23 protein-coding genes and 3 pseudogenes are annotated in these 23,074 nt (G+C 71.7%); 13 read left to right on the forward strand and 13 right to left on the reverse strand.

Annotated elements, in window-relative coordinates; all coding sequences use genetic code 11:
- Positions 1-97 precede the first annotated feature (97 nt).
- Positions 98-352 carry a transposase gene (locus tag ACFY1U_RS36835; protein WP_390698387.1) on the forward strand — a complete coding sequence of 85 codons (255 nt, stop codon included), beginning with the start codon at positions 98-100 and terminating at the stop codon, positions 350-352.
- Here ACFY1U_RS36835 and ACFY1U_RS36840 read toward each other — a convergent pair.
- Together ACFY1U_RS36840 and ACFY1U_RS36845 are read right to left on the reverse strand one after the other, a co-directional pair.
- A pseudogene (locus ACFY1U_RS36840) lies at positions 339-485 on the reverse strand (IS5/IS1182 family transposase); the annotation flags it as partial. The gene ACFY1U_RS36835 and the pseudogene ACFY1U_RS36840 overlap by 14 nt on opposite strands.
- An 886-nt stretch (positions 486-1,371) precedes the next feature.
- Positions 1,372-2,337 carry a pirin family protein gene (locus ACFY1U_RS36845; protein WP_390698388.1) on the reverse strand — a complete coding sequence of 322 codons (966 nt, stop codon included), beginning with the start codon at positions 2,335-2,337 and terminating at the stop codon, positions 1,372-1,374.
- 111 nt (positions 2,338-2,448) lie between these two features.
- Between ACFY1U_RS36845 and ACFY1U_RS36850 the strand changes: the two genes are divergently transcribed.
- From ACFY1U_RS36850 to ACFY1U_RS36860, 3 genes are all read left to right on the forward strand, one after another.
- Positions 2,449-2,943: a MarR family winged helix-turn-helix transcriptional regulator gene (locus ACFY1U_RS36850; protein WP_390698389.1), complete on the forward strand. Its 495-nt coding sequence runs from the start codon at positions 2,449-2,451 to the stop codon at positions 2,941-2,943.
- Positions 2,944-2,945: 2 nt separating this feature from the next.
- Complete coding sequence (locus tag ACFY1U_RS36855) at positions 2,946-3,434, forward strand: MarR family winged helix-turn-helix transcriptional regulator (protein ID WP_390698390.1); 489 nt, start codon at positions 2,946-2,948, stop codon at positions 3,432-3,434.
- Between the two features lie 80 nt (positions 3,435-3,514).
- The gene (locus ACFY1U_RS36860) at positions 3,515-3,862 is read left to right on the forward strand and encodes a tetratricopeptide repeat protein (RefSeq protein ID WP_390698391.1); all 348 of its coding nucleotides are present in this window, start codon (positions 3,515-3,517) and stop codon (positions 3,860-3,862) included.
- An 89-nt stretch (positions 3,863-3,951) separates the two neighbouring features.
- Here ACFY1U_RS36860 and ACFY1U_RS36865 read toward each other — a convergent pair whose 3' ends face one another.
- A complete protein-coding gene (locus ACFY1U_RS36865; RefSeq protein WP_390698392.1) occupies positions 3,952-5,400 on the reverse strand; it encodes a PepSY-associated TM helix domain-containing protein in 1,449 nt (482 codons plus the stop codon).
- Between the two features lie 145 nt (positions 5,401-5,545).
- Between ACFY1U_RS36865 and ACFY1U_RS36870 the strand changes: the two genes are divergently transcribed.
- Positions 5,546-6,199 carry a peptide deformylase gene (locus ACFY1U_RS36870; RefSeq protein WP_390698393.1) on the forward strand — a complete coding sequence of 218 codons (654 nt, stop codon included), beginning with the start codon at positions 5,546-5,548 and terminating at the stop codon, positions 6,197-6,199.
- A gap of 501 nt (positions 6,200-6,700) precedes the next feature.
- Positions 6,701-6,885: pseudogene (locus tag ACFY1U_RS36875) on the forward strand (ABC transporter ATP-binding protein); the annotation flags it as partial.
- An 18-nt stretch (positions 6,886-6,903) separates the two neighbouring features.
- On the opposite strand, the gene ACFY1U_RS36880 reads toward ACFY1U_RS36875, so the two are convergent.
- Positions 6,904-8,337: a dihydrolipoyl dehydrogenase family protein gene (locus tag ACFY1U_RS36880; protein ID WP_390698394.1), complete on the reverse strand. Its 1,434-nt coding sequence runs from the start codon at positions 8,335-8,337 to the stop codon at positions 6,904-6,906.
- Positions 8,338-8,458: 121 nt separating this feature from the next.
- Here ACFY1U_RS36880 and trxA point away from each other — a divergent pair, with 121 nt between their 5' ends.
- A complete protein-coding gene (gene trxA / locus ACFY1U_RS36885) occupies positions 8,459-8,845 on the forward strand; it encodes a thioredoxin (RefSeq protein WP_099933232.1) in 387 nt (128 codons plus the stop codon).
- Between the two features lie 42 nt (positions 8,846-8,887).
- Here the strand turns inward: trxA and ACFY1U_RS36890 are convergent, their stop codons facing one another.
- The 4 genes from ACFY1U_RS36890 to ACFY1U_RS36905 form a co-directional block, all read right to left on the reverse strand.
- Entirely contained in the window at positions 8,888-10,324 is a 1,437-nt protein-coding gene (locus ACFY1U_RS36890; protein ID WP_390698395.1) for a benzaldehyde dehydrogenase, read from the reverse strand.
- Positions 10,325-10,354: 30 nt separating this feature from the next.
- Positions 10,355-11,533: a 4-hydroxybenzoate 3-monooxygenase gene (locus ACFY1U_RS36895; RefSeq protein ID WP_390698396.1), complete on the reverse strand. Its 1,179-nt coding sequence runs from the start codon at positions 11,531-11,533 to the stop codon at positions 10,355-10,357.
- 17 nt (positions 11,534-11,550) lie between these two features.
- Positions 11,551-12,600: a LacI family DNA-binding transcriptional regulator gene (locus ACFY1U_RS36900; protein WP_390698397.1), complete on the reverse strand. Its 1,050-nt coding sequence runs from the start codon at positions 12,598-12,600 to the stop codon at positions 11,551-11,553.
- 61 nt (positions 12,601-12,661) lie between these two features.
- A complete protein-coding gene (locus ACFY1U_RS36905; RefSeq protein ID WP_390698398.1) occupies positions 12,662-13,342 on the reverse strand; it encodes a TetR/AcrR family transcriptional regulator in 681 nt (226 codons plus the stop codon).
- 100 nt (positions 13,343-13,442) lie between these two features.
- Here ACFY1U_RS36905 and ACFY1U_RS36910 point away from each other — a divergent pair, with 100 nt between their 5' ends.
- A complete protein-coding gene (locus tag ACFY1U_RS36910; RefSeq protein ID WP_390698399.1) occupies positions 13,443-14,006 on the forward strand; it encodes an NAD(P)H-dependent oxidoreductase in 564 nt (187 codons plus the stop codon).
- 80 nt (positions 14,007-14,086) lie between these two features.
- Here ACFY1U_RS36910 and ACFY1U_RS36915 read toward each other — a convergent pair whose 3' ends face one another.
- The gene (locus ACFY1U_RS36915; protein WP_390698400.1) at positions 14,087-14,989 is read right to left on the reverse strand and encodes a LysR family transcriptional regulator; all 903 of its coding nucleotides are present in this window, start codon (positions 14,987-14,989) and stop codon (positions 14,087-14,089) included.
- Between the two features lie 114 nt (positions 14,990-15,103).
- Here ACFY1U_RS36915 and ACFY1U_RS36920 point away from each other — a divergent pair, with 114 nt between their 5' ends.
- Complete coding sequence (locus ACFY1U_RS36920; protein ID WP_390698401.1) at positions 15,104-15,322, forward strand: hypothetical protein; 219 nt, start codon at positions 15,104-15,106, stop codon at positions 15,320-15,322.
- Here the strand turns inward: ACFY1U_RS36920 and ACFY1U_RS36925 are convergent.
- The gene (locus ACFY1U_RS36925) at positions 15,298-16,179 is read right to left on the reverse strand and encodes an LLM class F420-dependent oxidoreductase (protein ID WP_390698402.1); all 882 of its coding nucleotides are present in this window, start codon (positions 16,177-16,179) and stop codon (positions 15,298-15,300) included. The genes ACFY1U_RS36920 and ACFY1U_RS36925 overlap by 25 nt on opposite strands.
- Positions 16,180-16,337: 158 nt before the next feature.
- Positions 16,338-16,562: pseudogene (locus tag ACFY1U_RS36930) on the reverse strand (TerC family protein); the annotation flags it as partial.
- Positions 16,563-16,699: 137 nt separating this feature from the next.
- On the opposite strand from ACFY1U_RS36930, the gene ACFY1U_RS36935 reads away from it, so the two are divergent.
- A complete protein-coding gene (locus ACFY1U_RS36935; protein ID WP_390698403.1) occupies positions 16,700-17,674 on the forward strand; it encodes an alpha/beta hydrolase in 975 nt (324 codons plus the stop codon).
- A gap of 1,192 nt (positions 17,675-18,866) precedes the next feature.
- Complete coding sequence (locus ACFY1U_RS36940; protein WP_390698404.1) at positions 18,867-19,889, forward strand: helix-turn-helix domain-containing protein; 1,023 nt, start codon at positions 18,867-18,869, stop codon at positions 19,887-19,889.
- 17 nt (positions 19,890-19,906) lie between these two features.
- On the opposite strand, the gene ACFY1U_RS36945 is transcribed toward ACFY1U_RS36940, so the two are convergent.
- A complete protein-coding gene (locus ACFY1U_RS36945) occupies positions 19,907-20,260 on the reverse strand; it encodes a hypothetical protein (protein ID WP_390698405.1) in 354 nt (117 codons plus the stop codon).
- Positions 20,261-20,379: 119 nt separating this feature from the next.
- Positions 20,380-20,913 carry a 2'-5' RNA ligase family protein gene (locus ACFY1U_RS36950; protein ID WP_390698406.1) on the reverse strand — a complete coding sequence of 178 codons (534 nt, stop codon included), beginning with the start codon at positions 20,911-20,913 and terminating at the stop codon, positions 20,380-20,382.
- Between the two features lie 135 nt (positions 20,914-21,048).
- Here ACFY1U_RS36950 and ACFY1U_RS36955 point away from each other — a divergent pair, with 135 nt between their 5' ends.
- A complete protein-coding gene (locus ACFY1U_RS36955) occupies positions 21,049-21,507 on the forward strand; it encodes a MarR family winged helix-turn-helix transcriptional regulator (protein WP_390698407.1) in 459 nt (152 codons plus the stop codon).
- 187 nt (positions 21,508-21,694) lie between these two features.
- Positions 21,695-22,906 (forward strand): MFS transporter, encoded by a 1,212-nt coding sequence (locus ACFY1U_RS36960; protein WP_390698408.1) that lies wholly within the window; start codon positions 21,695-21,697, stop codon positions 22,904-22,906.
- Positions 22,907-23,074: the final 168 nt, after the last annotated feature.

Genomic DNA, 23,074 nt, shown 5'->3' on the forward strand with positions numbered 1-23,074 from the left:
CGCCAAGTCTCACGGGAGGACGGACGCCGCATCAGCGGGGAGTGGCCTCTCGCGCGGCCAGAAGATCCGCGAGGGCGCCCGCGCCATCAGCGCCCACGTGCCTTCCGGCGTCCACGCCGACGGCCCCCGTGAGACCCATGCCCCGGACGCGGCCACCGCCGAGGACGGCGCCCACTGGCTCGCCTTGCCGCGCTCCCTGATCGCCCGCGGTCTCTCCGGCATCCAACTGCTCATCTCCGACGCGCCCATGGCGCCGCCCTGCCGGGCGCGAGCCGGCAGCGCTGCTCCGTCGGCGGTTGCGGCTGAACCGTCGCCGCCGTGCCGGCTCGGCTGGGCTCTTACGGCAGTGTGAAGTCTTCGGGGATGTCGGCCCGCCGTTCCCATCGGATCCGTAGACGTCGGAAGCCGTGCAACCAGGCGATGTCGTCCACTTGCCAGTGGATCACCGGGCCGGTCGCTCTTGAGTGGAGTTGCTCCGAGTGGCGAAGCTCCTGGTCACAGACGGGTGGCGAACCGGCCGTCGGGCAGTATCCGCAGCTGGCCGCGATCGACGAACAGCGAACCGGAGCAGAGCAAACCTCATCGACTACCGCTTGGCCCGGGCCCATCCCGAACGCGGAGACCCCCGCCTGAACGAGCCGACAGGGGTCCACGTCAGTCACCGCAGTCACATGCGTGTCACCAACAGGGTCGACGCAGCTGCACCACAAGGACCTGACCAGCCCAAACGCTCCCGACCTGGACCACACGGACGCCAGAAGACGGTTCCGCCTACCTGTGCCATGTGGGACCGGGGCCCACTCGCTAGCGCCACGTACGACTCATCAAGATCCGGACCAGGTGCGGACCGAATCAACCTGGCGCTCGGCGTTTCCACTGTTTGTCGCAGGTCAGGAGCGGGGTCTGACGTGTACCACCAGCAGACGAAGAAGCTGCTACTCACTCTCCGGCGCGGCATCTTTCGGATCGGACACAAGCAGCGCTGCCGACAGGCAGCGATGACATCAGAATCTTGTGGAATCCCCACAAGGCGGCAATGAGAGCGCCGCCATCCCACCGCAACGTCTGACTCGACCGCCAGCCAAGTCAGCATCGGTCCCGACACGACTGAACCTGCAAACGCCTCCGCAAGCCCCGAAGCTGGGAAAAGAGTCCTTCATCCGAGCCTGACGAACCGTCAGCAAAGTCAGCATTAGGTCAGCAAGAGTCCTGCTACAGCCGCCCACAGACAGCCACACAGTGGCATCGCCAACCGCATCGGCCGGAGCCAGCCAGCTGTTCAGACGCCTCCCGGCAAGCAGGTGGAAGACCGCGAGAATTACCCGCCCGCCTTCCGCCTGGCGGCCGCCAACGATGACGCGTTCCAGCAGGTCAGCGCACTCTTCCTCGTGGCTTCAACGGCACCGGCGGCAGTTCCGGTGCGGGCAGTGGCGCCCCGTCATACCCCTTCACCTCCCCGAACCGGGAGCCTTCCATCCAGTCCTGACGGGCCTGCACGATCTCCTCCTGCGACCGTCCGATCCAGTTCCAGAACATGATCAGCTCCTCCTCGAAGGGCTCGCCGCCCAGGAGCATCAGGCCTGCGTCCGACTCGGCGCGCAGCGGGAGTTCGGTGCGGCCGCAGCCGAGGTAGAGCATCGAACCCGGCAGGACCGGCACGCCGTCGACGTGGGCCTCGCCGGACATGGACAGTACGGCGTACTCGAAGTCCGGCTCCAGCGGCAGGCGTACGTCCGCGCCGCGGGCGAGGGTCAGGTCGGCGCCGACGATCGGGGTGTACGTCGTGCCGGGCGAGGTCGCCCCGTCGAGGGTGCCGAGGATCAGCGTGGCCTTGAGGCCGGGAGCCGTGACGCGCGGCAGTTCGGCGTGGTGCTCGAAGTGGGGGTCGGTGTGACGGTGGCCGTCGGGGAGGGCCACCCACAGCTGCGCGCCGTGCAGGAAACGGGCGTGCGGCCGGGGGCTCTCCTCGGAGTGGCTGATGGCCCGGCCGGAGGTCATGAGGCCCAGTTCGCGGGGGCGGATCGTCTGCAGGCTGCCGGTGGAGTCGCGGTGCAGCACCTCGCCCTCGTGCAGCCAGCTCACCGTCTGCAGGCCCATGTGGGGGTGCGGCGGCACCTGCATGCCGGGTTCGTCGGCGATGTCGTCGGGGCCGTAGTGATCGACGAAGCACCAGGCGCCGACCATGCGGCGGCCCAGGTTGGGCAGCAGGCGGCGCACTTCGGTCGACTCGCCGAGCTTGACGCGGCGAGGGCTGAGGAGTTCACGCACGGGCTCCGCCACCACGAATCCACGGCCGCCGCACACGGCGGGAACCGGCTCGCGATCAAGATTGCTCATGGCGCCAACCTAGCCCTGCCGAGGGCCTCCCGTCAGTCCGTCACCCGGGCATTCTCGTCTGTCCTCGAAAAATAGTAGCCATGGATATAGTAGCCATGTATTGTATCTGCCATGAGCACAGGTTCCGAGAAAGCCACACCCGGCTTCCTGGTGTGGCGTCTGTCGATGAAGTGGCGGGTGGCCGTCGACCGGGCAGTGGCCCCGCTCGGGCTCACCCACGCGCAGTACTCGCTGGTGGCCTCGCTGTACGGCATGCAGCGCAGCGGGGAGCGCCCCAGCCAGCGCCGCCTCGCCGATGTGACGGGCCTCGAGCCGCTGTACGTGTCCAAACTGGCCCGCGCCCTGGAAGCGGCCGGCCTGGTCGAGCGCACCCGGGACCTCAAGGATCCGCGCGCGGTGCAGCTGGCCCTCACCGAGCAGGGCCGTGAGGTCACCGGGCGCGCGATCAAGGTCGTACAGGGGCTTCTGCAGCAGTTGCTGCAGCCGCTCGGCGGCCTCGACAGCCCCCGCGCGCGGGAGTTCACCCGGGACCTGGTGACCCTGCTCGACGCACCTCTTGATCCGTTCGGCGAGAACCCTGACAGCGAGAAGGACGAGAAGGAGTAGTCATGACCAGCACCGCACCCACCACCACATACCGCACCGCACCCACCACCACATACAACAGCGCACCGCCCGCCGACCCTCGCGTGATCGCCCTGGCCCACTACGCCGGTCGCGCCGTCCTGGAGCACGTACTGGCCCGTCACGGCGCCACCTTCCAGCAGCAGATCACCCTGCGGCCCCTCGCCACCGAAGGGCCCCTCGAGCGCGAAGAACTCGTCGGACAGGTCGCCGGCGCGCTCAAGGTCGAGGCGGCCGAAGTGCAGGGCGTCATAGACGAACTGATCGCCAAGGGGCTGGTGGCCGCCGAGGCGACCGGCGTCCACGCCACCGATGCCGGGCGGGCATTCCACGCCGAAGCCAGCGCCGAGACCGCGGTGATCTCCGCCCGGATCTATGCCGGCATTCCGGCGGAGGATCTGGCGGCGGCCGGGCGGGTGCTGGCCCTGGTGGCCGAGCGGGCCAACGCAGAGCTGGCCGCGTCGGCGGCCTGAGTGCCCGTCCCCGACGTACCGCATGCATAGTGGAATGTTCAACGACCTCCTGCGGTTGGAGTGCACGAAGGAGGTCACGAGTGGAGATGACGTACTACGACCACGGAACACCGGCGGAGCGCTGGGAGCGCGCGCAGATGTTCTTCGACGCCAAGGACTACGCCGCCGCGGCGCGCGTGCTGGGCGGGCTGGTCGAGGAGGTGCCGGAGCAGACCGGGCCGCGGCTGCTGCTGGCGCGTGCCTACTACCACTCGGCCCAACTGCGGCGCGCGGAGAGCGAGTTGCGTCTCATCGTCGAGCGCGACCCGGTGGAGCACTACGCACGGCTGATGCTCGGACGCACGCTGCAGCGGCAGGGGCGCCACGAGGAGGCCGAGTCGCACATGCGGATCGCCTCGGCGCTCGCGGGCGACTTCGAGCAGGTCTGAGCTACGCCGTAACGCTACGGCTCTGCGGCCGGGGCCCGGTTCCACGATGGAACCGGGCCCCGGCCATGTCTCCGCCCTGCGCCGGCCCGCTACTGCACGGCCGGGTCCGGTGCGGGTGTGGACCGTCCCTTCCGGTGGGCGATCTCGCCGAGCAGGACGTCGACGACGACGAAGGCGGCCAGCGGAATGCCGAGCAGCGGCACGAAGTAACCGAGGACGGCGATGACGGCGACCGCCGGCACGAGGATCTGCGGTGGTACCTGCTGCCAGGCGCCGCGCGGGATCGGCCGGCCGAAGGTGGAGCCGCGTCCGCGCTGCCACCACATGCGGTAGCCCCAGACGATCAGCAGGATGAGGCAGAGCGCGAGCGCCATCAGGGCGATCTGGTTGACCAGGCCGAACAGGATGCCGGTGTGCAGGTCGATGCCCCAGCGGGTCAGCTTGGCGAGCAACGGGTAGTCGGCGAAGCGCAGTTCGTCGGTGACCTTGCCGGTGGTGGGGTCGACCGCGACCGAGTCCTGCTTCTCGGGCCAGCTGCGCTGCACCTGCTTGACGACGTATGCGGAGTTCGCATCGGCGGGCGGCACGATCTCCACCGGGTCGGTCAGGCCCTTGGCCCGGGCCGCCGCCAGCACCTTGTCGAGGCCGACGCCGTGTGCGCCCGTCCCGGTGGTGGCGGAGCTGCCGTGACCCGCGTGCTCGCCACCCGCCGTCGCCGAGACCGACGGAGTGGCCTGGCCGAGCGAGGTACGCAGCGTGTCGATGTTCGCCCCGGCGTAGGTCGACCAGGTCAGACCGGTCGCCGACAGGAAGATGAACCCGGCGGCGGCCCAGACGCCGACGGTGCCGTGCAGACCGAGCGTGCGGCGGCGACCGCTGGTGCCGCGCAGCTTGCGCAGCGCCCGGCGGCGGGAGAACCACAGCACCAGGCCGCCCACCGCGATCACCCACAGCCAGCTCGCGGCGAACTCGCTGTAGAGCCGGCCGGTGTCGCCGAGGTGAAGGTCGCGGTGGAATTCGTCGATCCAGGTCCGCAACGGCAGCGCGCCCGTCGAACCGTACTGTTCGAGGGCGCCGCGCACCTTGCCGGTGTACGGGTCGACGAAGACGGCGAGGGAGTGGCCGGGGTCGACGCCCTTGACGCCGGACAGCATCACCCGGGTGGTGGCATCGGCCTCCGGCGAGGGGCGTACCGCGGAGACCGTGCCCTCGGGGTGCGCCTTGCGCGCTGCTGTGACCTGCTCGGATATCGGCAGCCTGGTGTCGCCGACCTTCGCGACGGTCATCTCGTGGGCGTACACGAGCTTCTCGGCCTGGAACGCGCCGGCGTACAGAAAGCCGGTGACGGCGGCGACGAACAGGAACGGCGCGACGAACACGCCGGCGTAGAAGTGCAGTCGCAGCACCAGCGGGCGCAGTGACGCCAGGCGGCTGGGGGACGGCGCCGGGGCGACGGCCGGTTGCGGGGCTTCGTCCGGTGGGGGTCCCCCCGCTGGAGCGGAGCCGGAAGTGGGGGAGGTCGAGGGAACGGTGGACATCGGCGGGCTTCTCCGGGGAACGGGGACGTGAGATGGCGTAGCGGTCCAGTAGTCGGGGGTGCGCCACGCCGAGTTCCCGGTGGTAGAAGTGGTGTGCGTTACAGGCCGAGACGGCGGAGACCGAAGTCCGTGGCATCCTGGCCCGATGGCAACTCCCCGTCATCACGTGCCCCTTGCCGAGCAGGTCGAGGAACTTCTCGCCGTCGGCGGCCCGTTGCCCATCGTCGCGGCGGGCGACCCGGTCCTGCGGCGAGGCACCGAGCGCTTCGACGGCCAGCTCGGCCCCGCGCTGCTGACCCGCTTCGTCGAGGCTTTGCGCCTCACCATGCACGAGGCGCCGGGTGTGGGCCTGGCCGCACCGCAGGTGGGCGTGCCGCTGCGGATCGCGGTGATCGAGGACCCGGCGCCGGTGCCGGAGGAGGTGCGGCTGGCCCGCGGCCGGGTGCCGCAGCCGTTCCGGGTACTGGTCAATCCGACGTACGAGCCCGTCGGGACGGCTCGGGCGGCCTTCTTCGAGGGCTGTCTGAGCGTGCCGGGCTGGCAGGCGGTCGTGGCGCGGCACGCGCAGGTGCGGCTGAGGGGTGAGGACGAATTCGGGCGCCCCGTGGACGAGGTGTTCAGCGGCTGGCCCGCGCGGATCGTGCAGCACGAGACGGACCATCTCGACGGGACGCTGTACCTGGACCGGGCCGAGCTGCGCTCGTTGTCCTCGAACCAGGCGATGGTGGAGCGGTGGACTCAGCCGACGCCGGACGAGGCCGCGCAGGCCCTGGATTTCGATCTGCCGTCACAGCCGTGAGGAACGTTTCTGCAGGTACTGGCGCTCTACAAGTCGCCCGGCCGTCTTCGAACTCCCCAACGGCGATCTCGCTCTGATCGGTTCGGAGGCCCCGGGCGAACTGCACGATCAGCTCCCCCAAGGCGCTGGCGTGGGCCCCGGTGAACGCCTTGTGGTGGTCCCCCGCAGCGTCGCCCTCGCAGCGGGATGGCAGCCTCCTTCAGCTTGATCACTCGGCTCCTGGCCTGTCCGCCTGATGCCGCTGGTAGGCCGGCTCGGCCATTTCGTAGAACTTCCCCATCGAACCGCCAGGCGCCACACCTTCCGCGCGTGCCGGTCGCGTGTGTTCCCAGAACTCACGAATCGTGTCGCTCCGGAACAGCCGCAGCATGTTCGCTGGGAGCAGCGCGTGATGCTGCGCCCGCGTCGAGCAACTCCCGCTGCATCTCCGTCTCCTGGCGTTGCTGAACGCCTGCCCCTCTGGCCTCAAAGGCATGGGGGACCCCCACCGCCCTGGCGGGCAACCTCGACCCGGCCGCCCGCGCCGAGGTCCGGGCCGCGGTGGGCACGTATCCGGGCGCGATCGTCATGGTCACCCACGACGTGCCGCCGTCGCGGCGCTGCGCCCGGACCGGATGCTGCTGCTGCCGGAGTCCGAGGAGGATCTGTGGAACGCGGACCACCTGGAGCTGGTGGTGCCCGCGTGAAGTCCCGTTCCCGGGTGGTCAGTTGTCCCGGTATGCCTCCAGCAGCCGCAGCCACACCTCGCTGATCGTCGGGAACGACGGCACCGCGTGCCAGAGCCTGCTGATCGGAACCTGGCCGGCGACCGCGATCGTGGCCGAGTGGATGAGCTCGCCGACGCCGGGGCCGACGAAGGTGACTCCGCGCAGGATCTCCTCGTTCAGGTCCACGACCATGCGGGCGCGGCCGCGGTAGCCGTCGGCGTACAGGCCGGCGCCGGATGCGGAGGTCATGTCGACGTCGACGGCCCGTACCCGGTGGCCGGCCTGTTCCGCCTCGGCGAGGGACAGGCCGACGGCGGCCGCCTCCGGGTCGGTGAAGACGACCTGGGGTACGGCGTGGTGGTCGGCGGTGGCGGCGTGGGCGCCCCATGGGTCCGACTCCGGGAGCGGGACGCCGGAGGCGCGGGCGGCGATGGCGGCGCCCGCGATGCGGGCCTGGTACTTGCCCTGGTGGGTGAGGAGGGCGCGGTGGTTGACGTCGCCGACCGCGTAGAGCCAGTCGGTGCCGGTCACGCGCAGGCTGTCGTCGACCGCGAGCCAGCTGCCCGGCTCCAGGCCGACCGTGTCCAGGCCGATGTCGCCGGTCTTCGGTCGGCGGCCGGTGGCGAAGAGGATCTCGTCGGCTTCGATGCGGTCGCCCTGGTCGGTCAGCACCACGACCGTGCCGTTCTCGCGGGTGACCGACTCGACCGAGGTGCCGGTGCGGACGTCGGCGCCGGCCTCGGTGAGGGCCTCGGCGACCAGTTCCCCGGCGAAGGGTTCCATGCGGTTGAGCAGGCCCTTGCCGCGCACCAGGACGGTGACCTGGGAACCGAGGGCCTGCCAGGCGGTGGCCATCTCGGTGGCGACCACTCCCCCGCCCACCACGACCAGCCGGCCCGGCACCTCCTGCGCGCTGGTGGCGTTCCTGCTGGTCCACGGCTTGACGTCGGCCAGGCCCGGCAGGTCGGGCAGGACGGCGTCGGTGCCGGTGCAGACGGCGACGGCGTGCCGGGCAGTGAGCACCTTCTGCCCGCCGTCGGAGCCGGTGACGGTCACCGTGCGCGGGCCGGTGAGGCGGCCGTGGCCGCGGTGGAGGTCGGCGCCGATGCCGTCCAGCCAGCCGGCGGCGCCGTCGTCGTGCCAGTCGGAGGTGTAGTAGTTGCGGTGGGCGAGGACCGCGGCGGCGTCGAGGGGGCCCTGCACCGACTGGCGCAGGCCGGGCACCCGGCGGGCGTCCGCGCGGGCGATGACCGGGCGCAGCAGGGCCTTGCTGGGGATGCAGGCCCAGTACGAGCATTCGCCGCCGACCAGTTCGCTCTCCACGACCGCGGTGGACAGGCCGGCCGCGCGGGTGCGGTCGGCCACGTTCTCCCCCACGGGCCCGGCCCCGAGCACCACGACGTCGTACGCGATGGTTTCCGTTTCCGTCATGAGGTCAGTCTGGTGGGTGGTGTGCGCTCAGGCCACACGGGTAGGGGCGCGGAATACGTGACCGGCCGGCCGTGTTGTGCCGACGGCTTCGCCCCGACAGCAGGAAGAGGGATTTCAGGTCATGAGCAGCACCGTGGAGCTCACCAAGGAGAACTTCGACCAGACGGTCACGGACAACGACTTCGTCCTGATCGACTTCTGGGCGTCGTGGTGCGGGCCGTGCCGTCAGTTCGCGCCGGTCTACGAGAAGGCGGCCGAGGACAACCCGGACCTGGTGTTCGGCAAGATCGACACCGAGGCGCAGCCGGAGCTGGCCGCGGCCTTCGGTATCCAGTCGATCCCGACGCTGATGATCGTCCGCGACCAGGTCGCGGTGTTCGCGCAGCCGGGCGCGCTGCCCGAGGCCGCCTTGACGGATGTCATCGGCCAGGCCCGCAAGCTGGACATGGACGAGGTCCGCAAGGCGGTCGCGGAGCAGCAGGCGCAGGCCGAGCAGAACGGCCAGTAGCCCTCTCTGCACCGGTATCGCTCTCTGGACCGGTAGCCCTCTCTAGAACGGATACGGCGCCACGTCACCGCGCACCGTCGTCCAGCGCACGTCGGTGAAGGCCTCCAGGTTGGCCTCGCCGCCGAAGCGGGCGCCGGTGCCGGACGCGGCGATGCCTCCGAAGGGGGCCACGGCCTCGTCGTTGACCGTCTGGTCGTTGATGTGGACGATGCCGGTCGGGATGCGCTCGGCGAGGTCGAGGCCGCGGGCCGCGTCGCGGGTGACGATGCCCAGGGACAGGCCGTACTCCCCCGCCGACGCCAGGGCTGCCGCCTCGTCGGCGGTGGCGAAGGACCGTACGGGCGCGACCGGGCCGAAGACCTCCTCGGCGTAGGCGGGGCTCTGGTCGTCGACGCCGGCGAGGACCGTCGGCCGGTAGAAGAGGCGGTCGTGGGTGCCGCCCGCGGCCAGTTTGGCGCCGCGGGAGGTGCTGGCCTCGACCAGGCCGTGCACCTTGGTCAGCTGGGCGTCGTCGATGATGGGGCCGAGGTGGACCTGCTCGCGGTGCGGGTCGCCGACCGCGAGGGAGTCGGCCTTGGCGGCGAGGCGCTCGACGTACTCCTCGTAGAGCGACTGGTGCACCAGGTGGCGGCCGGTCGTCATGCAGATCTGGCCCTGGTGGAAGAACGAGCCCCAGGCGGCCGTGGAGATCACCGCGTCCAGGTCGGCGTCCTCGAGGACGACCAGGGCGGAGTTGCCGCCGAGTTCCAGGTGGACGCGCTTGAGGTGGCGGCCGCCCGCCTCGCCGACCGCGCGGCCCGCCGCCGTGGAGCCGGTGAAGGAGATGACGGGGACCTTCGGGTCGGCGACCAGGGCCTGGCCGACGTCCGGGCCGCCGGGCAGGACGTGCAGCAGGTTCTCGGGCAGGCCAGCCTCGGCGAAGACCGCGGCGAGGGAGAGCCCGCCGCAGACCGCCGTGCGCGGGTCCGGCTTGAGGACGACCGCGTTGCCGAGCGCGAGGGCCGGGGCGACCGAGCGGATCGAGAGGATCAGCGGGGCGTTGAAGGGGGAGATCACGCCGACCACGCCGACCGGGATGCGTCGCGTGTAGGACAGCCGGGGTGCCTCGCTGGGCAGGATCTGTCCGGCCGGGCGGGAGGCGAGGGCGGCGGCCTCGTAGCACTCCTGGGCGGCGACGTGCAGTTCGAATTCGGCCTTGCCGGGGATGGAGCCGGACTCGCGGACGAGCCATTCGCGCAGCTCGTCGGCGTGCGCGGCGAACAGGTCGCCGGCCTTGCGCAGCACGCCGGCGCGGACGAAGTGCGGGACGCGGGCCCACTCGGTCTGGGCGGCGCGGGCGGCCTCGGCGGCCGGGCCGACGTCCGCGGCCGAGGCGAGGGTGACGGTCGCGAGGGTGTCCCCGGTGGCGGGCTCCGTCACGGCGTACTCCGGTCCCGACAGGGGTCGGGGCTGCCAGGTCTTCGGGTCGAGCAGCGGCATGACGGCTCTCCGTTTCCTCACCGGCGGGACTCAGGTCATCAGCGGAAGTCCCGTGTAGTTGGCGGCCAGTTCGGCGGCCGCGTGGCGGGATGCGGCGATCCGGCGCAGACGTGTCAACTGCAGGCGGTCCTCGAACACATCCCCATCTGGTTGAGCATGCAACATCTTAGTCATGTCATAGGAGAAACGTGTGGCCTGCCACACCCGCGCGAGGCAGGTCTCGGAATAGGAGTCGAGGAGTTGCTCGGATCCGCTGCGGTGCAGTTCGGCGAAGGCGCGGGCGAGGACGCGCACGTCGGAGACGGCGAGGTTGAGGCCCTTGGCCCCGGTCGGCGGCACGATGTGGGCGGCGTCGCCGGCCAGCAGCAGTCGGCCGTGGCGCATCGGCTCGTGGACGTAGCTGCGCATCGAGGTCACGGACTTGGCGGTGATGGGGCCGCGGTGCAGGGTCCAGTCGGCGTCGACGGCGAACCGGGCGGCGAGTTCGTCCCAGATGCGCTCGTCGGGCCAGTCGTCGGGGTCGGTGTCGTTGGGGACCTGGAGGTAGAGGCGGGACAGGTGCGGGGAGCGCATGCTGTGCAGGGCGAATCCGCTCTCACCGCGCGCGTAGATCAGTTCGTCGCAGGAAGGCGCCACGTCGGCGAGGATCCCGAGCCAGGAGTACGGGTAGTCGTGCGCGTACGAGCGGCTGCTCTCGGCGGGGAAAGTGTCACGGGAGATGCCGTGGAAGCCGTCGCAGCCGATCACCCAGTCGCAGGCCAGCGTCTGCTCGCGGCCCTCGTGCAGGAAGCGTACGACGGGCGAGGCACTCTCCGGCTTCTCGATCGCGAGGGCCTCCGCCTCGAACAACAGGGGCGGCCCGTCGGCCAGTTGGAGGGCGACGAGGTCTTTGACGATCTCGGTCTGGGCGTAGATGGTGACGGTGCGGCCGCCGGTGAGGGCCGGGAAGTCGATGTGGTGGCGTTCGCGGTCGAAGCGCAGCTCGATGCCCTGGTGGACCAGGCCCTCGGCGTTCAGGCGCTCGGCGGCGCCGGCCTCGCGCAGGGCGTCGACGGTGCCCTGTTCCAGCATTCCGGCGCGCTGACGGTGCTCGACGTACTCGCGGTTCCTGGCCTCCAGGACGACGCAGTCGATGCCGGCGCGGTGCAGCAGCCGGGCCAGCAGCAGCCCGGCGGGGCCACCGCCGATGATGCCGACCGTCGTACGCATGGGCGCCTCCCGGGGGTTCAGCTGGAGTCGCGGTGCACCACCGTGGCTCCCAGCACCTTGTGCGTCTCGGGCGCGGCGCCGGGGTTGCGGACCGCGCGGTCGACCAGTTCGGCGAGGTCGCGGCCGGACGGCAGCTCGATGTGGACCGTGCTCAGCCGGGGCCTGAGCAGCCGGCCGAGCGTGAGGTCGTCGGCGCCGATCACGGCCGTTTCCTCCGGGATGCGCACTCCCGCGTCCTGCAGGGCGCGCATCAGCAGCATCGCGTACTCGTCGTTGTACGCGAACACGGCGTCCAGGTCGAGTGCGCGCCAGCGGGCGGCGAGGCGCGCGGCGGATTCCTCCTCGTAGCCGAGGGGCAGTTCGGTGACGATGGCATCGGTGCCGTGCAGGGCGCGGCGCACACCGTCGAGGCGGGGCAGGGAGAAGGACTCCAGGCCGTCCTCCTCGGGCACGACGACGCCGATGCGGCGCCGGCCGCGGTCGAAGAGATGGCTGCCGGCGCAGTGGCCGACGGCCTCGTGGTCCATCAGCAGGGCGTGCGCGCCGTCGACGGAGTGGGGGCCGAGGGTGACGACGGCCCGGGCGCCGGAGCGCTTGAGCACGGTCACGCCCTGCGGGCCGAGGGAGCCAGGGCCGGGCACCAGCACCGCGACCGGGCGCAGCTCGGCCCAGGCGCGGGCGGCCTCGTCGCCGTGCACGCCGACGGAGCCGTACTGCACGACCGTGTAGTCGAGGCGGCCCAGCGCCCACTGCAGCTCGCTGATGAACTGGCTGTAGAGGGGGCCGACCGGGAAGCTCGGCGCGGGCATCAGGACCATGCGGCTGTGTCCGGCGCGCAGGCTGCGGGCCGCCGCGTGCGGCACGTACCCGAGTTCCTTGGCGGCCTCGTGGACCCGGCGGCGCGTGGGCTCGCTGATCCGTACGGCGCTGGCGTTGTTGAGGACGTAGGAGACGGTCGCGCGCGAGACGCCGGCCAGGCGGGCCACATCGGCGCTCGTGGGCACGGAGCGCGGTGCGGGCGACGAGGACGCGGGCGTTTTCGGTATCTGCACCATGACGTACGGCATCTTTGCAGAACCTGTGGCCGAGACCACAGGCGGGGCGTCGCCGACCGCGGCCGAGCGGGGCTCAGCAGGGCGGGCCGCTGCGGATGACGCGGTCGACCAGGTCGATCCAGCCCTTCTCCAGGCGCTCCAGCGGCATGCCGCACTGCTTGGTCAGATGGTGGATCAGGGCGGGGTCGAGATAGCCCATCAGGGTCTGGGCGAGGAGTTCGCAGTCGGCGTCCGGGGCGATCTGTCGCAGCAGGATGGTGACGTGGGTGTGCAGCGCCCGCAGCGAGGGGTGGGCGAAGCGGCGGGCGGGCTCCGGCTGGGCGGCCAGTTGCAGGTCCAGCTGCTCGACCGAGCGATACAGCACCGCCACCCCGAACGCCCGCAGCCGCTCCGCCGGCGGCGCCCCGGGACCCAGCGGCGGCGGTCCGCCGAGGAAGTCGGCCTGCAGTTTCCTCGACGAATGGTCGAGCAGCGCCGTCAGCAGCCCGGTGCGGTCGCCGAAGCGGCGGAAGACGGTCCCCTTGCCCACATTGGCCGCTGCGGCGACCGCCTCCATGGTGACCCCGGCCGCGCCGTGCTCCGCGATCAGCCTGGTGGCCGCCTCAAGCAGCCTGGCCCGGTTGCGGGCGGCGTCGGCGCGCAGGCAAGGATCGTCCTCGGCAGAGCCGAGCTGCAGCAACTCAGGCTCGCCAGTGGGCTCTTGAGGCCTCGGGAAGGGCGGCAGCGTGGCGGACATGAAGACAGCGTAAAGCATCGGGAACAAAACTGGACCGCGGTCCGGTTAGATGCTAGAAAATAAACGGACCTCGGTCCGGATCGTAACGGCAATGTTTCAGCATCCTCTGGAGTACCCCATGTCTGTTCGCATCCTTGCGCTCGTCGGCAGCCTTCGCGCCGGTTCGCACAACCGTCAGCTCGCCGAGGCGGCCGTCAAGCTCGCCCCCGAGGGCGCGGACGTCGTGCTGTTCGAGGGTCTGGGCGAGATCCCGTTCTACAACGAGGACATCGACGTCGAGGGCAGCGTCCCGGCCGCCGCCGCGAAGCTGCGCGAGGCCGCGCAGGCCGCCGACGCGTTCCTGTTCTTCTCCCCCGAGTACAACGGCACCATCCCGGCCGTCCTGAAGAACGCCATCGACTGGCTGTCCCGCCCCTACGGCGCCGGCGCCTTCGGCGGCAAGCCGGTCGCCGTGGTCGGCACCGCCTTCGGCCAGTTCGGCGGTGTGTGGGCGCAGGACGAGACCCGCAAGGCCGTGGGCATCGCCGGCGGCAAGGTGCTGGAGGACGTCAAGCTCTCCATCCCCGGCTCGCTGACCCGCTTCGCCGAGACCCACCCGTCCGACGACGCCGAGGTCGCCGCGCAGCTGACCGAGGTCATCGCCCGCATCCACGGTCACGCGGACGAGACCGCTGCCGCCTGACCAGGCGCAGCCGACAGCAGTACTACCCCGAGGGGCCGGAGCGGATCAGCTCCGGCCCCTTTGCGTGTCGGATCCGGGGCTCAGGCCACCGCTGTCGGCGCCAGTTCGCGCAGTTCCCGCAGTGCGGCCGCGACCGCGGGCCGTTCCCGGGCACCCCGGCGGGTGCAGGTGAGCAGCTTGCGGTGCGGGTTGCCGGTGCAGCGCACGCGGGTGATGGGCAGCTGACCGGTCAGCTGGGCCAGCCGCGGGACCAGTGCGACGCCGAGGCGGCTCGCGACCAGGTGGGCCGTGACGTTCCAGTCGAGCGCGTGATGGACGATGTCCGGGCTGAACCCGGCCTCCCCGCAGGCGGACAGCACATGCGGGCGGCAGGGGCTGTCCGCCACCGGGGCGATCCAGTCCTCGTGCGCCGCGTCGGCCAGGTCGACGCGCTCGCGCCCGGCCAGCGGGTGGTCCTCCGGGACGACGAGGTCGAACGGGTCGTCAAGAAGCGGCTGCTGGTCGAAGCGGGCGTCGCCGAGGGGCGGGTTGTGCGGGGTGGCCTCGACGACGGCGAGGTCGGTCTCCCCCTCGAAGAGCAGGTCGAAGCTGTCGGGGACGCCGGCCTCCTGGATGCGCACGGACAGCCGCGGATGGCGCTCGTGCAGCCGGACCGCCATCGGGGCGAGCAACACCGAGACGGCCACCGGGAACCCGCTCACGCGCAGCGGCCCGGCGGGGGCGTGTTCGGCGCGCAGGTCGAGTTCGGCCTGCTCCCAGCGGGCCTGGATCGCGTCCGCGTGCGCGAGCAGGCTCTCGGCGGCCGGGGTGAGCCGCACCCCGCGGCCCTGCGGTTCGAGCAGGTCGACACCGAGGTCACGGGCGAGCTGGCGGATCTGCTGGGAGGCCGCGGACGTGGTGAAGTGCAGGGCTCGGGCGGCCGCGGTGACCGTGCCGTAGTGGGCCACCGCCCGCAGCACGTGCAGTCGGCGCAGGTCAATCATGAAGCCCAGGCTTCAAGGTCGGGTCCACAAAGTCAACCTGGACGTGTACGGATGTTCCGCTGCACCCTGGCTGTGTCGCGACGGTCCACCAGTCAGGACGTACGAGGAGTTGCCATGATCAGCACGACCGGCACCGGCTGCCCGCACTGCGGCTGGCCGGACGGCGCCGAGCCCTTCCAGGTGGTGTCGAGGCACAGCACCGCGGCGGGCCGCACGGAGTGGACGCGTTGCGGCTGCGGCTCGCTGCAGGTCCGGGTGGTCGACGGCGGCGGGATGCGCGTCGTCTCGCGCAGTGGTCCCGCGGAGCCTCACTCCAGCCCGGCCAGCCGCTGAACGGCCGGGGCCACGAAGCTCTCGATCCACGCCGCGGGCTCCCCGAGACGCGGCACGAGGATCACGGTGTCCAGGCCGAGCTTGGTGTAGCCGGAGATGTCCCGTGTGAAGGCGTCGAGATCGCCGGCCGTGGCCGACTCGCCCATGTAGGCGACCGTCTTGCGGATCCGGTCGTAGTCGCGCCCTTCGGCCTCGCAGTGCCCGCGCAGCACGTCGAGCTTGTGGCGGACCTCCTCCGGCGAGGTCGCGAACAGGTTGCAGGCGTCGCCGTACCGGGCGACCAGACGCAGGGTCTTCTTCTCGCCCCCGCCGCCGATCATGATCTCGGGGTGGGGGCTGCTGACCGGCGCCGGTACGCACAGGGTCTCGGCCAGTTGGTAGTGCTTGCCCTCGAAGGGGCCGTTGGCCTGCGGGTCCCACATCTGCAGACAGATCCGCAGGGTCTCCTCGAGCCGTTCGAAGCGCTCGGCGATCGGCGGGAACGGTACACCGAGGCCCACGTGCTCGCGGTCGTACCAGGCCGCACCGATGCCGAGGGTGGCGCGGCCGCCGGACAGGACGTCCAGCGTGGTGGCGATCTTGGCGAGCAGTCCGGGGTGCCGGTAGGTCACGCCGGTCACCAGCGCCCCCAGCTGAACGGTGGAGGTGTGGCCCGCCAGATAGCCGAGGGTCGTGTAGGCCTCCAGCATCGGGTCCTCGGCGCCGCCGTTGAACTCCATCTGGAAGTAGTGGTCCATGACCGACAGCCGGCTGATCCCGGCCGCCTCGGCCGCGGCGCCCGTCGCGGCGAGTTCCGCACCGAGGGCGGGTCCTCCGCCGCTGTGGTTGAACCGGTTGATGTGTACGCCCACCCGCATGACCGTCTCCGTCCGCCCGGACCGTTGCCGTCCCCAGTGACGCTAGGACTTCGCGTGCTCTCCAAGTCAAGACAGCCGCACCCTTCAGGGCAACGCCGGCATCTCCTGAGCACCTCCTGCTTCTTCGAGGCCCGCAGGCTCATGATCGTCGTGACCGTCAGGACGAGGACGAAGAGGTTGTCGACGCTCAGCGACTTCTCGGTGATGTACCCGGCGAAGAACTCGCCGGTCGGCCCGCCACCGCCGTGGGTACACGCCGAGACCGAAGAGACAGGCCAGCACCATCCATACGATCGTCCAGGTCCCGCTTCCTTGAGGGACACGTCGTGCGACTTGCGCCCGACGAGGAAGTCGACGGCCACGAGCGCGCATAGGGCGGCCACGAAAAGGTCATGAGCAGATGTCGGGCGGCCACCCGCCGTTCGGCGGGCAGGTTCCGCCGGACGGCGGCGGGCCCTGCGGCGGCCGGTGCGTGAATCATGTCGGCCAGAGCCGCCGCGCCGTGCGTGAGGAGACAGTCATGACCCTGGTCCCGCCCCCGTTCGATCCCGAACTTGCCGCAGCACTCGAGCTGATCAAGGACGTGGTGCAGCCCGGTCTCACCCTCGACGAGATCGACCTGGTGCGCCAGGGCCCGGGCATCGAGATGCTCGCCCAGCTCGACCTGACCGCGGGCGGGTTCTTCGACGTCGAGGACCGCACCGTGCCCGGCCCCGAGAACGCGCCCGACATCTCCCTGCTGATCTGCCGGCCCGCAGCCCCGGCGGCCGCCGGCCCGCGGCCCGTCGTCTACCACGTCCACGGCGGCGGCCTGATCATCGGGAACAACCGGGTCGGTGTGGACGTACCCCTGGCGTGGGCGCAGCAGCTGGACGCGGTCGTGGTGTCGGTGGAGTACCGGCTGGCTCCGGAGCATCCGTATCCGGCGCAGATCGAGGACGTGTACGCCGGTCTGCTGTGGACGGCGGAGCACGCCGAGGAGCTCGGCGCCGACCCGGAGCGGATCGTGATCGCGGGTGCCAGCGCGGGGGGCGGGCTGAGTGCGGCACTGGCCCTGATGACCCGGGACCGCAAGGGGCCGCGGCCGCTCGGCCAGGTGCTGATGTGCCCGATGCTGGACGACCGCAACGACAGCCCGTCCACGTACCAGATGGCGGGCCTCGGCGTCTGGGACCGCACCGCCAACGAGACCGGCTGGACGGCGCTGCTGGGCGAGGGGCGCGGCGGCCCGGACGTGCCGCCGTACGCCGCGCCCGCCCGCGCCGAGGACCTGTCCGGCCTGCCTCCGGCCTTCCTCGACGTCGGCTCCGCGGAGACCTTCCGCGATGAAACCGTGGCCTACGCCTCCCGGATCTGGCAGGCGGGCGGAGTGGCCGAGCTCCATGTGTGGCCGGGCGGCTTCCACGGCTTCGACGGCTTCGCCCCCCAGGCAACGCTGTCCCAGGCGGCCCGGGCGGCGCATCTGGACTGGTTGCGGCGGCTGCTGGCGCGGTAGCCGGGGGTGCGGGCGGCGGTCAGGAGGGTTCCGCGACCGCCGCTCCGGCATGGTTTCCGGGCAGTCGCGGTCCCCGCGGGGTCGCGGTCCGTAGGAGGTACTTGCCGCCCCGTCGCCTGGTGACGAAGCCGGCCTCCCGCAGCACGGCGAGCTGCCGGCTCGCGAGGACACGGACACAACGACGAGTGTCGTACGGCAGGACCGCGCGGGTGGTTCGAGGAGTCGGGCTGGCCGACCGGAAGCGACGGACGCGACCCGGACACGCGGTGGAACAGAAACCTCGTGCGGAGGCCACGTGCGGCGGGGCCGCCGGGGGGCGCGGAGTCGCGCCGTCCGGCGGAGCCGCCGGGGGGCGCGGAGTCGCGCCGTCCGGCGGAGCCGCCGGGGGGCGCGGAGTCGCGCTGGTCGACCGGAAACGACGGACGCGACCCGGACACGCGGTGGAACAGAAACCTCGTGCGGAGGCCACGTGCGGCGGGGCCGCCGGGGGGCGCGGAGTCGCGCTGGTCGACCGGGAGCCACGGGCGCGACCGGGACACGCGGTCGAGGAAAAACCTCGCGGCGAACCTGTACAACACGGCCGCGCAGGTGCGGTCGCGGAGCCGCGCTGGCAGACCGAGATATACGGGCGCGACCGGAACACGCGGTCGAAGAAAGACCCCGCGGCGAACCCGCACAACACAGCCGCGCGCCTTCGCTCGCGAAGTCGAGCTGGCTGACCGGGGGCGACGGGCGCGTCCAGGACGACGGTCTTGTCAGCCGGATGATCAGGAGCGGCAGCAGGGTCTCGTCGGACAGCGAGACGGGCCGGCACCGCCTGAGTATGGGGGCGCCAGCAGTCCGCGGCCCTCGACGAGCAGTCCGCGGTCGACCGGGCAGGTCACCTCCATGCCGCAGCCAGCCGGCGCTCGGGCGGAATATGTCTTCCTGCCCCGCCCTGGCGCTGCCGGTCGCCGGCGCTCCCAAGCGCCGGGTGATGGCGGCCGTCACGGCAGTCCCATGAATCCTCGTGGGGGTGGGCACGGCGCTGCCCAGCCGCTCAAGCGCGGCGAGCTCACCGGGGGCGAGTGCGTTCCCGGCGGCCGGCGGCCCGGCGTGGATCGGCACAGGGTCCGGTCGCGCCGCTCAACTGGTGCGGCCGGGATGTCGCGGGCGCTCCTCATGGAGTGCGCCATGGCGCATGATGACCCGTATGAAAGAGCTGGCCGGGCGCCTGACCGCGCTGGATCCCGATGCCGGTGCCGCCGTGCGGGTCATCGCCTACTTCGACCGGCTGGCCGAGACCAAGGCGGGTCTGGAGGCGCTGGTGCGCGGGGCGGCCGTGCTGGCCGGATGTCCCGCGCGGCTCGTCGATGCCGGCCGCCGCGTGCGGGTGCGGGTCGAGCCCGACGGCACCCGCAAGGACACCGAAGCGGCGCCGGAGCCGGACTGGCCGTGCGCGGCACTGGAGCCCGGGGGCGCCCCGGCCCTCTGGCTGGAGCGGGCGGGTACCGGGCCGAGCGTGGTCGACGCGGTGATCCTGGAGCGTGCCGCCGGTGCGATACGGCTGGTGCTGGACCGCACCCGGGGCCGTGCCCCGGCCTCCCTGGCCGACGACCCGGCTCTGATCGAGACGCTGCTCGACGGCACGGTGCCCGACCCGACCCGGCTGCACGCGGCCCGCCGCCTGGGCATCGACCCCGCCGACCCGGCCGTACGGATCCGCGCCCTTGCCCCCGTCGACGGACCGCCCCGCATCCTGACGGCCCGGGCGGGTGTCCGACCGAGCGACGCCGAGTTGCCCGCCGGTCGCCTCGGCGTGGGGCCTGCCGTCCCCGTGCTCGACCTGCCGGGCTCCTGGGCGGCGGCCCGCACGGCCCTGCGGTTCACCGCCGACGGCACGCCACGGGATCCCGGCCCGCGGGTGGTGTACACCGACGAGCTGGGCGGCATCGCGCTGCTCGCGGATCTCGTCGTACCGGGCGCCGAGCCGCCTGCCGACGTGCGGGCCCTGGAAGCGGCGGCGGGCGCGCTGCCCGGGCTGCTGGCCACGCTGCATGCCGTGGCCGCCACGACGAGCCAGCGCGCGGCGGCCGCCGAGATCAACGTGCACCACTCCACGCTCCAGGACCGCCTGACCCAGGCCGAGCACCTGCTCGGCTGGCCGCTGCGCACCCCGCAGGGCCGGCTCAGGCTGCAACTGGCGCTGACGATGCGGCACTTGGCGCGTCCGTGACCCATGACGCACGGGATTCACCGGAACTCGTGGACCACCTGGATCTCGCCGTCGATGTGGGCGTTGAACTCGTCGAGCTCCTCGGCCGGCACCCACAGCTCGAGGATGCTCTCGCCGCCGGCCTGCCGCACGGGGTACCGGCTCAGGAACTCCATGTCGACCTCGAAGCGGGTGACGAAGCCGGCACCGTCGTGCTTGACGTTCCAGTCCCGCGCGATCTTGACGGCGTAGTCCTCGTTGAGCACCGGGTAGAAGATCGGCTGCTCGGGCAGCCGCGGCGGCCAGGCCCGCCACTCCAGCTCACGGACCAGTTCCAGCTCCTTGGGGCCGGTGGGGCGCCACAGGGTTGTCGTCGGTCGCGGGCTGGTCATCGCGTGCGCTCTCCGCAGAGATCGGCCGCCGGTGCGGCCGGTCGGGAGTCCGGACGATACCGGCGAGGCCGGTGCTGCGGCCAAGTGGTTTCGGGCGACGACGGCTTGGTTGCGGGCGGCTACCGCAGGGCGAAGGACGCCCGGTGCAGCCACTCGGTGCCGTCGTGGGCCACGAGGTCGACCGTGGGCACGCGGGCCGTGAAGGGGAGGGCGGGGCGCAGGCCTGCCTCGATCTCGTCCAGCACGGCATCGTCCTGGCCCTGGGCGACCGTCAGATGTGGGTGGGGCTCGTACTTCCCGCCGTACGGCGGGGCTTGTGGCCAGCGCTCGACGACCGCCTCGGTGAGCCGGCGGAACGGAGCGTCGGGGTCGGGCGCGAGGTAGAGCACCCCGGGAAACCGTCCGGTTTTCTCGAACCGCGCCTCGAAGGAGCGGTGCCGCCCGAAGATCTCGTCCAGGGCGGCGCAGGCCCCGGCGTCGACGAGGGAGGCGGGCAGAAAGGGGAAGACCACGGTGACGTGGGCCGGGACACCGGCCCGGGCCGCCGGGTCGAAGCGGTCCCGCCAGGGCCGGACCACCGCTTCCGCCTCGGGTACGGGTACGACGAGCGCCGTCTGCCCCGCCACGAAACGACCGGATTCCGCGTCTGCCATGCCATGGGTGTACCAGGCGGATGCCCGCGGCCGCGACCCCACACCTCTTGCATACGCGCCCTACCGGCCCTCGCCGACAATTTCACAGATGTCCTATCCTGAACCGCAGGCACTTCGGGACGGAGGACCCAGCCCATGACCGCGACGGATCCGGCGCTCACCGCGCTCGCCTCGAGCTGGTCCGCCCTGTCGCTGCTGCACGGCAGGATCGAGGCCCATATCGAGCGCGCGCTGCAGGCCGGGCACGATCTGAGCGTGCGCGAGTACTCCCTGCTGGACGTGCTGAGCCGACAGCACGACGGGGAGGGCGGACACCTGCAGATGAAGCAGGTCGCCGACGCGGTGGTCCTCAGCCAGAGCGCCACGACCCGGCTGGTCACCCGCCTGGAGGACCGCGGGCTGCTGACCCGCTACCTGTGCCCCACCGACCGGCGCGGCATCTACACCAACGTCACCGAGGCCGGCCTCCGGCTCCTGGAGGAGGCTCGCCCGACCAACGAGGCGGCCCTGCGCGAGGCCTTGGACGAGGCCGCCCAGAGCTCGGAACTCGCCCCGCTGGTCCAGGCCGTCGAGACGCTTCGCGTGCCTGTCTGACCCCGGATCCCCGGATCCCCGGGTCCCGGGCCGCCGGAGTCGCGGCCGCGGGGGTTTTCCCATGGGCAATTACTTGCAGACAACTGCTACCCGCCTCCACCATTGAATGCGTTTACACTTATAGCGCGTCTGCAACTATTGTCGACGCCTGTAAGAGTTACGCGCAATCGCCTGGAAGGTAGTTCCCATGCCTCTCGCCCTCCTGGCCCTGGCCATCGGGGCCTTCGGGATCGGCACCACGGAATTCGTGATCATGGGCGTGTTGCCCGAGGTCGCGGGTGACTTCGGCGTCTCCATCCCCACCGCCGGCTGGCTCGTCTCCGGCTACGCCCTGGGCGTCGTCTTCGGCGCGCCCCTGCTGACGATCCTGGGCACCAAGGTCTCCCGCAAGAAGATGCTCATGTTCCTCATGGGCCTGTTCGTGGTGGGCAACACCCTGTCCGCGTTCGCCCCCACCTTCGGTGTCATGCTCGCCGGCCGGGTGATCGCCTCCCTCGCGCACGGCGCGTTCTTCGGCATCGGCTCCGTGGTCGCGGCCGGTCTGGTCGCGCCGGAGAAGAAGGCGTCCGCGATCTCCCTGATGTTCACGGGCCTGACCGTCGCCAACGTCGTGGGCGTCCCGCTGGGCACGTACATCGGCCAGGCCGCCGGGTGGCGGGTCACCTTCACCGCCGTCGCCGCACTCGGCATCGCAGGCCTCGTGGGGGTGGCGAAGCTGGTGCCCGAGCTGGGCCGCCCGGAGTCCGGCACCGTCCGTACCGAGTTCGCCGCCTTCCGCAACGTGCAGGTCTGGATCGCGATGGCGATGACGGTCCTCGGCTTCGGCGGGGTGTTCGCCGCGATCACCTACATCACGCCGATGATGACCGAGGTCGCCGGCTACTCGGCCGGCGCGGTGACCTGGCTGCTGGTGCTGTTCGGGGGCGGGATGTTCCTGGGGAACCTGGTGGGCGGCCGGTTCGCCGACCGTGCCCTGATGCCCATGCTGTTCACCGCGCTCGGCGCCCTGTCCCTGACGCTGCTGCTGTTCACGGCGACCGCCCACAACAAGGTTCTCGCCGCGCTCACCCTGACGCTGATCGGTGCGCTCGGCTTCGCCTCCGTGCCCCCGCTGCAGAAGTGGGTGCTCGACCAGGCCTCGGCCGCCCCGACGCTGGCCTCCGCCGCCAACATCGGCGCCTTCAACCTCGGCAACGCACTGTCCGCCTGGCTCGGCGGCCTCGTCATCTCGGCCGGGCTTGGCTACACGGCGCCGAACTGGGTCGGCGCCCTGCTGGCCGGCAGCGCGCTGCTGCTGTCCTTCCTGGCGGCCTTCCTCGACCGCCGGACCCGGCCGGCCGGCCGGGTCGTGGCCGCGTCCGCACCGGCCGAGCACGTCCCGGACGCCGCACCGCGCTGATCCACCGATTCGCAAGGAGCGCGGCGCACTGCCCTCCACCGTCCCCGCCGTAACCCTCGACAACGGGGGCGCGATCCCCCGGCCGCGGTGAGCGCCACTGGAGGCCGGGTACCGAAGCCGTCGACGGGCTTGCGGGCGGCGGGCGGATCCGCGCATCCGGTGTCTGCA

Origin of the sequence: Streptomyces sp. NPDC001351, from assembly GCF_042896045.1 — a bacterium.
In the GTDB taxonomy this organism is placed as follows: Bacteria; Actinomycetota; Actinomycetes; order Streptomycetales; family Streptomycetaceae; genus Streptomyces.

Excerpts from the sequence above, each read along its gene's own strand:
- ACFY1U_RS36855 (WP_390698390.1), top strand. The coding sequence starts at position 2,946 with ATGACCAGCACCGCACCCACCACCACATACCGCACCGCACCCACCACC.
- ACFY1U_RS36920 (WP_390698401.1), top strand. The coding sequence starts at position 15,104 with ATGATCAGCACGACCGGCACCGGCTGCCCGCACTGCGGCTGGCCGGAC.
- ACFY1U_RS36905 (WP_390698398.1), bottom strand. The coding sequence starts at position 13,342 with ATGCTTTACGCTGTCTTCATGTCCGCCACGCTGCCGCCCTTCCCGAGG.
- ACFY1U_RS36850 (WP_390698389.1), top strand. The coding sequence starts at position 2,449 with ATGAGCACAGGTTCCGAGAAAGCCACACCCGGCTTCCTGGTGTGGCGT.
- ACFY1U_RS36940 (WP_390698404.1), top strand. The coding sequence starts at position 18,867 with ATGAAAGAGCTGGCCGGGCGCCTGACCGCGCTGGATCCCGATGCCGGT.
- ACFY1U_RS36945 (WP_390698405.1), bottom strand. The coding sequence starts at position 20,260 with ATGACCAGCCCGCGACCGACGACAACCCTGTGGCGCCCCACCGGCCCC.
- ACFY1U_RS36935 (WP_390698403.1), top strand. The coding sequence starts at position 16,700 with ATGACCCTGGTCCCGCCCCCGTTCGATCCCGAACTTGCCGCAGCACTC.
- ACFY1U_RS36960 (WP_390698408.1), top strand. The coding sequence starts at position 21,695 with ATGCCTCTCGCCCTCCTGGCCCTGGCCATCGGGGCCTTCGGGATCGGC.
- ACFY1U_RS36880 (WP_390698394.1), bottom strand. The coding sequence starts at position 8,337 with ATGACGGAAACGGAAACCATCGCGTACGACGTCGTGGTGCTCGGGGCC.
- ACFY1U_RS36900 (WP_390698397.1), bottom strand. The coding sequence starts at position 12,600 with ATGCCGTACGTCATGGTGCAGATACCGAAAACGCCCGCGTCCTCGTCG.
- ACFY1U_RS36925 (WP_390698402.1), bottom strand. The coding sequence starts at position 16,179 with ATGCGGGTGGGCGTACACATCAACCGGTTCAACCACAGCGGCGGAGGA.
- ACFY1U_RS36865 (WP_390698392.1), bottom strand. The coding sequence starts at position 5,400 with ATGTCCACCGTTCCCTCGACCTCCCCCACTTCCGGCTCCGCTCCAGCG.
- ACFY1U_RS36890 (WP_390698395.1), bottom strand. The coding sequence starts at position 10,324 with ATGCCGCTGCTCGACCCGAAGACCTGGCAGCCCCGACCCCTGTCGGGA.
- ACFY1U_RS36910 (WP_390698399.1), top strand. The coding sequence starts at position 13,443 with ATGTCTGTTCGCATCCTTGCGCTCGTCGGCAGCCTTCGCGCCGGTTCG.
- ACFY1U_RS36950 (WP_390698406.1), bottom strand. The coding sequence starts at position 20,913 with ATGGCAGACGCGGAATCCGGTCGTTTCGTGGCGGGGCAGACGGCGCTC.
- ACFY1U_RS36845 (WP_390698388.1), bottom strand. The coding sequence starts at position 2,337 with ATGAGCAATCTTGATCGCGAGCCGGTTCCCGCCGTGTGCGGCGGCCGT.
- ACFY1U_RS36870 (WP_390698393.1), top strand. The coding sequence starts at position 5,546 with ATGGCAACTCCCCGTCATCACGTGCCCCTTGCCGAGCAGGTCGAGGAA.
- ACFY1U_RS36915 (WP_390698400.1), bottom strand. The coding sequence starts at position 14,989 with ATGATTGACCTGCGCCGACTGCACGTGCTGCGGGCGGTGGCCCACTAC.
- ACFY1U_RS36955 (WP_390698407.1), top strand. The coding sequence starts at position 21,049 with ATGACCGCGACGGATCCGGCGCTCACCGCGCTCGCCTCGAGCTGGTCC.
- ACFY1U_RS36895 (WP_390698396.1), bottom strand. The coding sequence starts at position 11,533 with ATGCGTACGACGGTCGGCATCATCGGCGGTGGCCCCGCCGGGCTGCTG.
- trxA (WP_099933232.1), top strand. The coding sequence starts at position 8,459 with ATGAGCAGCACCGTGGAGCTCACCAAGGAGAACTTCGACCAGACGGTC.